Origin of the sequence: Arcicella sp. LKC2W, from assembly GCF_034931005.1 — a bacterium.
In the GTDB taxonomy this organism is placed as follows: domain Bacteria; phylum Bacteroidota; class Bacteroidia; order Cytophagales; family Spirosomataceae; genus Arcicella.
In genome coordinates this window covers 126,254-134,062 of record NZ_JAYGIN010000021.1, presented here as the reverse complement: position 1 = coordinate 134,062, position 7,809 = coordinate 126,254, and the positions used below count along the sequence as shown (strand labels likewise).

At 34.3% G+C, this 7,809-nt stretch carries 13 protein-coding genes; all 13 read right to left on the bottom strand.

Annotation, left to right across the window (positions count from 1 at the left end; all coding sequences use genetic code 11):
* Window positions 1-191: 191 nt before the first annotated feature.
* The 13 genes from VB796_RS17570 to VB796_RS17510 all read right to left on the bottom strand — a co-directional run bounded on the left by VB796_RS17570 (window position 192) and on the right by VB796_RS17510 (window position 7,793).
* Window positions 192-332, bottom strand: coding sequence for a hypothetical protein (locus tag VB796_RS17570; protein WP_323347883.1), 141 nt, complete (start codon window positions 330-332; stop codon window positions 192-194).
* A 156-nt stretch (window positions 333-488) separates the two neighbouring features.
* Window positions 489-629, bottom strand: coding sequence for a hypothetical protein (locus VB796_RS17565; protein ID WP_323347882.1), 141 nt, complete (start codon window positions 627-629; stop codon window positions 489-491).
* A 156-nt stretch (window positions 630-785) separates the two neighbouring features.
* Entirely contained in the window at window positions 786-926 is a 141-nt protein-coding gene (locus tag VB796_RS17560) for a hypothetical protein (protein ID WP_323347881.1), read from the bottom strand.
* Between the two features lie 138 nt (window positions 927-1,064).
* Window positions 1,065-1,205, bottom strand: a complete 141-nt coding sequence (locus tag VB796_RS17555) for a hypothetical protein (protein WP_323347880.1) — start codon at window positions 1,203-1,205, stop codon at window positions 1,065-1,067.
* Window positions 1,206-1,254: 49 nt separating this feature from the next.
* Window positions 1,255-2,259, bottom strand: a complete 1,005-nt coding sequence (locus VB796_RS17550; RefSeq protein ID WP_323347879.1) for a hypothetical protein — start codon at window positions 2,257-2,259, stop codon at window positions 1,255-1,257.
* A 203-nt stretch (window positions 2,260-2,462) separates the two neighbouring features.
* The gene (locus VB796_RS17545; RefSeq protein WP_323347878.1) at window positions 2,463-2,678 is read right to left on the bottom strand and encodes a hypothetical protein; all 216 of its coding nucleotides are present in this window, start codon (window positions 2,676-2,678) and stop codon (window positions 2,463-2,465) included.
* Entirely contained in the window at window positions 2,679-3,647 is a 969-nt protein-coding gene (locus tag VB796_RS17540; protein ID WP_323347877.1) for a hypothetical protein, read from the bottom strand.
* Window positions 3,648-3,677: 30 nt separating this feature from the next.
* Window positions 3,678-4,823, bottom strand: a complete 1,146-nt coding sequence (locus tag VB796_RS17535) for a hypothetical protein (protein WP_323347876.1) — start codon at window positions 4,821-4,823, stop codon at window positions 3,678-3,680.
* 72 nt (window positions 4,824-4,895) lie between these two features.
* Window positions 4,896-6,110 (bottom strand): hypothetical protein, encoded by a 1,215-nt coding sequence (locus VB796_RS17530; RefSeq protein WP_323347875.1) that lies wholly within the window; start codon window positions 6,108-6,110, stop codon window positions 4,896-4,898.
* Window positions 6,111-6,223: 113 nt separating this feature from the next.
* On the bottom strand, window positions 6,224-6,415 hold the full coding sequence (locus VB796_RS17525; protein WP_323347874.1) for a hypothetical protein: 192 nt from the start codon (window positions 6,413-6,415) through the stop codon (window positions 6,224-6,226).
* A 25-nt stretch (window positions 6,416-6,440) separates the two neighbouring features.
* Window positions 6,441-6,614, bottom strand: a complete 174-nt coding sequence (locus tag VB796_RS17520; protein WP_323347873.1) for a hypothetical protein — start codon at window positions 6,612-6,614, stop codon at window positions 6,441-6,443.
* A 70-nt stretch (window positions 6,615-6,684) separates the two neighbouring features.
* A complete protein-coding gene (locus VB796_RS17515) occupies window positions 6,685-7,368 on the bottom strand; it encodes a hypothetical protein (protein ID WP_323347872.1) in 684 nt (227 codons plus the stop codon).
* A complete protein-coding gene (locus tag VB796_RS17510; RefSeq protein ID WP_323347871.1) occupies window positions 7,368-7,793 on the bottom strand; it encodes a DUF2141 domain-containing protein in 426 nt (141 codons plus the stop codon). The genes VB796_RS17515 and VB796_RS17510 overlap by 1 nt, the downstream gene beginning before the upstream one ends.
* Window positions 7,794-7,809: the final 16 nt, after the last annotated feature.

The window sequence follows — 7,809 nt, the reverse complement described above, 5'->3', positions numbered from 1 at the left end:
AATATCTCCGTTATCATCTACACAGCAGCTTTCTGCTACGTCTGTTGCCATTTGGATTGTTTCCAATCTCTCTTCTGCTTCAATTGTAAAAAGACCTTCTGTTAATTGTAATTCTTGATTTTTCATCGGTTTGTCTGATTTTAGATTTTTGCCTACTCTTTTATTGGTTTTCGGCTACCCCAATTGTTTTATTAAAGTGATACAGAAATATCTCCGTTATCATCTACACAGCAGCTTTCTGCTACGTCTGTTGCCATTTGGATTGTTTCCAATCTCTCTTCTGCTTCAATTGTAAAAAGACCTTCTGTTAATTGTAATTCTTGATTTTTCATCGTTTTGTTTGATTTTAGATTTTTTGCTTACTCTTTTATTGGTTTTCAGCTACCCCAAATATTATTAAGTATTTGTTAGAAATTAGATGGTTTACTATCGTTTATAAAACCCGATAACTATCTTATTTTCAACCACTAACGCCCAAAATCTACTTATTACAGAGATACAGAAATATCTTCATTATCATCTACACAACAGCTTTCTGCTACGTCTGTTGCCATTTGGATTGTTTCTAATCTCTCTTCTGCTTCAATTGTGAAAAGACCTTCTGTTAATTCGATTTCTTGATTTTTCATCGTTTTATTTGATTTTAGATTTTTTGCCTACTCTTTTATTGGTTTTCAGCTACCCCAAATATTATTAAGTATTTGTTAGAAATTAGATGGTTTGCTATCGTCAATAAAACCCGATAACTATCTTATTTTCAACCACTAACGCCCAAAATCTACTTATTAAAGAGATACCGTAATGTCTTCATTATCATCTACACAGCAGCTTTCTGCTACGTCTGTTGCCATTTGGATTGTTTCTAATCTCTCTTCTGCTTCAATTGTAAAAAGACCTTCTGTTAATTCGATTTCTTGATTTTTCATCGTTTTGTTTGATTTTAGATTTTTTGCCTACTCTTTTATTGGTTTTCAGCTACCCCAAATGTGATAGAAATTAGTTCCTGTTTGACGATATGATAACTACCGAAAAACCACTAATGCCTCAATACTAAACGCTACTTATTACAGAGATACAGAAATATCTTCGTTGCCATCTACGCAGCAGCTTTCTGCTACGTCTGTTGCCATTTGGATTGTTTCTAATCTCTCTTCTGCTTCAATTGTGAAAAGACCTTCTGTTAATTCGATTTCTTGATTTTTCATCGTTTTGTTTGATTTTAGATTTTTTGCCTACTCTAATACTGGTTTTCGGCTACCCCAGTTTATCTTCATTGGCTGTTTGTAAAATATTACTATTTACCACAGACCATATATTATGCTCATTTTTAGATAGTTGAAATGGGAAAAATTGGCAATATCTCAGAGGAGAATCTTTTAAGCCTTCAATGTTATCTGGAGATGCCTCCCAAATATTTTTAAACTCCTGACTACCAATTACTTCTATTAAATCATTATCCTCTACACTTCCCCAATTATGATTATCCCGCAAATCATTTTTAATTTTTCCCGCTTTATCAATACTGACTTTTCGATTGTAAAACGGATTAAAATGTAAGGCTTCAGTGAAATAATTAATATTGACGATGTACCTTTTTTTATAAATACTCAATGCTTCAATAGACTGAGTTGTATAAATAATTTTATCGGTGTATTGGTCTGACTTAAAGGCAATTGGACAATTAATAATAATTATTTGCTCTATTTTTTGACAAGATTCAAATACTTTAATTGCCCAGTCCTCTTGCCATAATTCTGCACGGTATTCCATAAATACGACGATTGAACGGAAGGATTTATGGTTGATTTTTTGAAAGAAACTCAGCAAAAAATCTTCTTCTACTTGATTAATTTGTAGTCTCAATTCAAGATGTCGGCACAATAATTCATCTAAAAAATTGATGACAAGATTCATATCGTATTGCTCAAAATCTGATTCTATGACGGCGTTATAAATCCCCGCAGGCACTTGATAACTTAAGTCGATTTCTGGGAAACTCTCGGGCGATTTTGTCTTGAAACCCAAATCCTTTTTGATTAAAAAATCTACATAACTTTCAAATAATTCTGGTTGATTGGGTGCATATTGATGCTTGATGGTTGCTAAAGGATTCTGTTTTAAATCTTGAATAATTTGAAAAAGTATATTCGGAATAAATACAATTTCACCTTTTTGCAAATCATAAATAGCACTTTTTTCTTTGCCTGAAACTGGAATATTATGAGCAAAAAGTTTGAAATATAAGGGCTTATCTTCCATCTGATTTAAGAAGCTGTTTAGGTTAATTTATTCGAGTTAAAAAGTAATTTTTAGGCTACAAATCATTCAAAAACTTATCATTTTCACGTTCAAAAAATTAACCTAAACAGCTTCTAAGTAATTCGTGATTATAAAATTGTACACCTCTTAAGGGATAGAATAGCGAGCTGCAACACTAAATCCTAAGCCCTAAATCCCAACACCTACTTAATATCTTGATAAACGATTTCTGACAAAGGTTTGTAGGCGTTGGCATTGATGAATTTTTTGGAAAAATGTTTTTCACTTTTACTGAAACGATACCCCGTAAAATGCTCTTTGAAAGTGCTGGACTCAATCCTGACTAAATAACGATACGTTGGTGGTAATTGAGCGAGTAATGTTTCGTCAAATATTGTTTCTATTCCCTTGATATTCATTTAATTATCTTGTTTAATAAGCCATTCAGCAATAGATTTTTCAATTTTATAATTGCACCTTTCCGACTCTGCTGAATACTGCCCAACGGGATTTACTTCTAAAAAAACTAAGCTTCCATCTTGGCATTTCATCAGGTCGATACTTCCTGTATTCAACCCAATTTTTTCCATAAAAACATTTAACTTTTCCATGATTTCAGCGGGCAATTGATACGGTACAAAATGCGTTGAAGCCGTATTATTATCCATTTTTCTGTCCACACTTCGGGCAGATTTTGGCGTAAGTATTGCCGTTGGGAAAAACTGTTTATCCAGATAAAAAACCCTTATTTCAAAGTCCGCTTTTACTTTTGCTTGAAAAAGCGTTGGCAAAAAATACGCAGGCAAATCCTCCATTCGGTCTTTGGTCATGTCTGTCGTGAGCATCACATAAGTATCATCTTCATGAAGATAATGCCCTCTACTGCCCGAAATGGTTTTGGTAATAACTCCTTCGGGATGCTGATTCCAAAATCTCAAGGCATCTTCTCTGTTATTTACAATGCAAGACTTGGGGATTATCAGGCCACAATCTTGGGCAATATTTAATGCTTCAATTTTGTTGATGTGAATTTTTTGGAAGGAAGTAAGCCATTTTTTATTCTTCAAAAGGGTGCTTAAATATTCCATAAAAACATCTACTTCTTTCCTGACTTCACCTCTTAAATTGGCTGCGTGAACGCTCTCAAAATTCAAGAAATTACTCATTTCACCCATAAAACGCCTATGCCAAATTACGCTGATTTTGTCTTTAAAACTGACTCCATTTACCATAATGTCCTGATTATCAATATCAACCGTATATGGTATTTTAGCTCCGAGCAAATCCCCAATTGAAAGTTTCAAAAAATTGGCTTTATGATGTAATAACCAACTAATTACGGGGTCTGTACCTTGCTCGTAGGCATCATGGCTTAGGACTAAAATCATGCTTTTGTGCGTTTTTATTAAAGAAGCTGTTTAAACTTTGACTAAAACCCCTCGATTGAGAAGGTCATCTAATAACCCTTGCTTCAAATGGTTTTTAACGATTTTTCGCTGCCGTCCTTCTCTTGGCAAAGCCTTTAAATATCGAGACAGGTTTCTGGATACTCCAAAACATCCGAGCGTTTTGCGGTCAAACAAAAAGGCTTTTTGTTCATTCAAACTACACACTTCATATTTTTCATTATTGAAGCGATATTTTCCTGTTTTGAACAATGTTAAAAACTGTTTGAAAATTGTGGCTTTATCCAAGTGTATTTCCAATGTTGGTTGTTCAAAAAGTTGATCCATAATAAACCAAAAATCCCATTGTGACGGTTGTTTACGAAGAATATCCGCAAAAAAATCATAGCATTCTTGAAGAGTATCGGTGATAAATTTCTCCTTCGGAATACTTCTTGATGGCTGAATGGGTGTACCAAAACGAAGTATGATTTTTCCGAGTGGGTCACGTCGAGCAATTACTGGAATTATCGGCACACCTGAAGCGTAAGAAAGTGATGGAATTCCCTTTTTACATAAAAATGTGTTCTCTAAAAACTTAATTCGAGCAAATGATTTGCGAGATTCATCCTTCGTTACGCCCCACATTCCATCTACGGTTACTTTCAAACTCTTACCTTCTTTTAATTGATACATCATCTTGAGCATCACATCGGGAGAATCTGCATGAATAACATCAAAATTACTGGGTGCTTCATTATGTAACATTTCTTTAGACACTCCTTCGCTGATTGTCAGCATGGTAAGGTCAAAGCCTTTTCGTAATAACCATTGGCTAATCGCTCCGATTGGTCCAAAATGAAAAGTGGTAAATAAGAATGGTTTTTTACCTAAATCGTTCAAAAAACTGGTATCTCCTTCTATTTCGATAAGACTTTCCATCAAATCAAAATCTGTTTGAGATTCTACGGCTTTTCCAAAATATCGGTTAAATAAAACATCTTTAAAAAATGTCATATCATCTATCTCAACATGAGGAAGAAATTTTTGTCGGTTTGAAGAACTGGCTAAAAATTCTCTTAATTTTCCGTTATCTGCCTGAATTTGAGCGACTTCTCGGTCAATATTCTGTTTGACCTCATCAGCTAAAGATAAATATTGTGCTAAAGTAGTTACCATTGTCTTTATTTTATTTAGGGTATTTAGTTTGAAATAATCCAGCTTATTTTCTAATCACTAAATATTTATTTGTTAAGCAGCCTTAAATTTTCTAAACATTCCCTTAAACATTCTGATGGTAAAATAGCCCGTCAATGTGTAAAAGAATACCAATTTGATGATATGAAAAGATTCTTCTGCCAGTGTAATTCCGTGTAATTGAGGATATTGTTGTATAAACTTTGCTACTTCTTTGAAGTTGTAAAAACTCACATTGGCAAAACCTACTGGCAGCAACATCAACAATGAATACATCACGAAAGCATAAATAAACAGTGCCGATTTTTGTCCCCAAGTCACAATTCCTTCTGTATGAAAAGACGGCTGTTTTCCTTTAAAATATTGATATGCTCTGACTGGATAATCAAATGCGGTTCTTGATAAATTAGGAATATCAAAGAAATCACTATAAATCCAATATCCGTCATTTCGCATAATCGGGTTGAGCGAGTACAAGGCTAAAGTGGTATTGGTCAAAAATAAAGCAGATACGATATTTTGATATGCACTAAAGTTTTTAAAGATAAAATACAAAGCAACATTGATGAGTAATTGGAAATAAATCCCTCCAACGTTTACCACTATACGTTTGTAGCGATTAAGCAACCAAACCTTCGTAACATCTGTATAAAGCACTGGGAAAATCAAATAAAAGCCGAACCCAATTTCTTTAGCCGTAATTCCAAAACGTGCTGCGGCAGAGGAATGTCCAAATTCGTGAAGCATACTCACCACAAATAGAAAAACGTAACTGATAATGAATAAAAAGACTCCGTCTTTTAGTGAAATTCGACTGTCAAATAGACCACGTAAATAAATACTTTTTACCAATAAGAATGTCCACGTACTGCCCAATAATACCATGATGGTGAATACATATCGGTTGAAAAGGAACTTCAAACTATTTGATATTTTCCCTAAAATAGATTCAGGAATTAAGCGAATCTGACCGTAAATGTATTTGCTCTTAGAATCAAAATCTTTGCGAGCAGGTTGTTTAAATATTTTATCAAGATTTTGGTCGATAACCTGCTCAATCTTCTCTATTGTAGGAAAAACACTATTTTTTTGTTTTAGGAATTCGTGAATTTCCTCCATTTCATAGCCTTCTTTTCGGAGTCGGAAGATGTCATAAAGCATCTCTCCCACAAAAAATATTTTGTCATTTCCGTGAAGTGCAAATTTATTCTTTTCGACGTGTACAATTTCAACGGATTGTATCAAGTCGCAATCTTCTGTGATTGTCATAGTTTAAGAGGATTAATCAGCGTAAACAGGCTTCTAAAATTCAATCTGACAATTATTTATCTTTATCAATTTTGGGAAATCCTATTTACTTGAATTTATGGTTGTGACCGATTTTAAGGTAATAAATCGTCAGTTGGATTATTATCACTGCAATCACAAATACATAGACATGGCTCAATAATTTTGGTACAACAATTTTCAATAATTTCACCAATCGGCAGGTTTATCGTTTCCAATCTTTCTTCCATTTCTACACAATAGAGTGCTTCAGGGGTATTTTCGGGGATTAAAGGAATATTTTTCATCTTAAAATTGAATTGCGTTAGGAAATTAGAATATTGAATCGTCGTCGGTGTCAAGATTATCATTATCAAATAATAAACTATCGGTAAACTCAGTTGATAGATAAATCATTTCGAGACGGTCTTCGGCTTCAAGCATCATTAGGCCTTCATTCAATGCTTGTTCTTTGTCTTTGGTCGAGAAAAATTTGTTGAAATTCATAATTTGTTACGTTTTAAGATTTGAGGTATTGTATTTTAGAAACTGTTTTAGAGATAGACGATTGCGTCTGTTATTTCCCTGCGGAGTTTGTATTGGCAGATTTGGCAGTAATTTTTTCGCATCTTGTTAGCATTGATTTTAGCTCTTCAGCTCCCCAATGTGGTACGATTCCTGCTTTGGGAGCTTTGTTTAGGAGCATTTCTGCCTGATTGAAAAGCTCGCAAGCGGCTTTTTTATTTCCACCTACTTGTTCTGGCATCGAAAATTTGCCCATTCCCAACATGATGTAGGCACGTGGATTTTGATTATCCAACTGCAAGGCTTGCGATAAATATCTGCTTGCTTGCATGGTGTTTTTCATGCCTCTCTCCATGACATCTACCTTAATTTCTGTAAAAGCAATTTGAGCTTTCATCACAAATATTTCTGAGTTATTAGGACTCAACGAGTCGGCAATGGCTAAATGTGCTTCGGCTTTATCGGTCAATTCTTCAGAAAGATTATTATCTTTTTCACGTCCTGCCAGTAGCGTTGCACAAAAAGCGATGTAATAATTAGGTAACCATTCCGACTTTTCGACTTTGGCAATTCTTTCAAAATTGTGCATCAACTTCTCATAATCGGCTTTTTTACTCGTTGTATCCAACACTGATACATTTTTTTGCATTTCATTCAAGTAGCGTTCTTTTACTTGAGCATTTGTTTGGAAACACCCCAAAAATAGGATGAGGAAGAAGACGATTAACTTTTTCATTATTTCACAGATAATAAGTTGATAGTTAGATTGATGTCACTTTTGAAGTCGAAACTGGCAGCTTCAAAAGTGGGAGGTCCTAATTTGATTCTTGGGTTATTAGAGAATCCGAAAGGCTCTTCTGGAATTCCAATCAGGTTGGTAGTTAAGTCTCCACTATTATCAGTATCCACATAAACTCTGATGGCATATTTGCCGTGCGGAATTTTTGAAAAATCAATAGTTGCTTCTCCCGTTGATGGTACTTTAACCGACACTTGTTTGTAGGTTTCAGTCATAAAATCGTCTGGATTGTTGCAAAGAGCCACATGAAGCGTTCCCTGATGTTTTTTGCCACTCTGAATTTTAACTTTGATATTTTGTGAATAACTGGCGGTAAAAGCACCCAAAATTAATGATAGCGTAAGTAAAAAGTTCATTTTCATGATTTGAATATTTTTA

Bases quoted from the DNA above. Each gene is read 5' to 3' on its own strand.
- VB796_RS17570 (WP_323347883.1), bottom strand. From the start codon at position 332: ATGAAAAATCAAGAATTACAATTAACAGAAGGTCTTTTTACAATTGAA.
- VB796_RS17565 (WP_323347882.1), bottom strand. From the start codon at position 629: ATGAAAAATCAAGAAATCGAATTAACAGAAGGTCTTTTCACAATTGAA.
- VB796_RS17560 (WP_323347881.1), bottom strand. From the start codon at position 926: ATGAAAAATCAAGAAATCGAATTAACAGAAGGTCTTTTTACAATTGAA.
- VB796_RS17555 (WP_323347880.1), bottom strand. From the start codon at position 1,205: ATGAAAAATCAAGAAATCGAATTAACAGAAGGTCTTTTCACAATTGAA.
- VB796_RS17550 (WP_323347879.1), bottom strand. From the start codon at position 2,259: ATGGAAGATAAGCCCTTATATTTCAAACTTTTTGCTCATAATATTCCA.
- VB796_RS17545 (WP_323347878.1), bottom strand. From the start codon at position 2,678: ATGAATATCAAGGGAATAGAAACAATATTTGACGAAACATTACTCGCT.
- VB796_RS17540 (WP_323347877.1), bottom strand. From the start codon at position 3,647: ATGATTTTAGTCCTAAGCCATGATGCCTACGAGCAAGGTACAGACCCC.
- VB796_RS17535 (WP_323347876.1), bottom strand. From the start codon at position 4,823: ATGGTAACTACTTTAGCACAATATTTATCTTTAGCTGATGAGGTCAAA.
- VB796_RS17530 (WP_323347875.1), bottom strand. From the start codon at position 6,110: ATGACAATCACAGAAGATTGCGACTTGATACAATCCGTTGAAATTGTA.
- VB796_RS17525 (WP_323347874.1), bottom strand. From the start codon at position 6,415: ATGAAAAATATTCCTTTAATCCCCGAAAATACCCCTGAAGCACTCTAT.
- VB796_RS17520 (WP_323347873.1), bottom strand. From the start codon at position 6,614: ATGAATTTCAACAAATTTTTCTCGACCAAAGACAAAGAACAAGCATTG.
- VB796_RS17515 (WP_323347872.1), bottom strand. From the start codon at position 7,368: ATGAAAAAGTTAATCGTCTTCTTCCTCATCCTATTTTTGGGGTGTTTC.
- VB796_RS17510 (WP_323347871.1), bottom strand. From the start codon at position 7,793: ATGAAAATGAACTTTTTACTTACGCTATCATTAATTTTGGGTGCTTTT.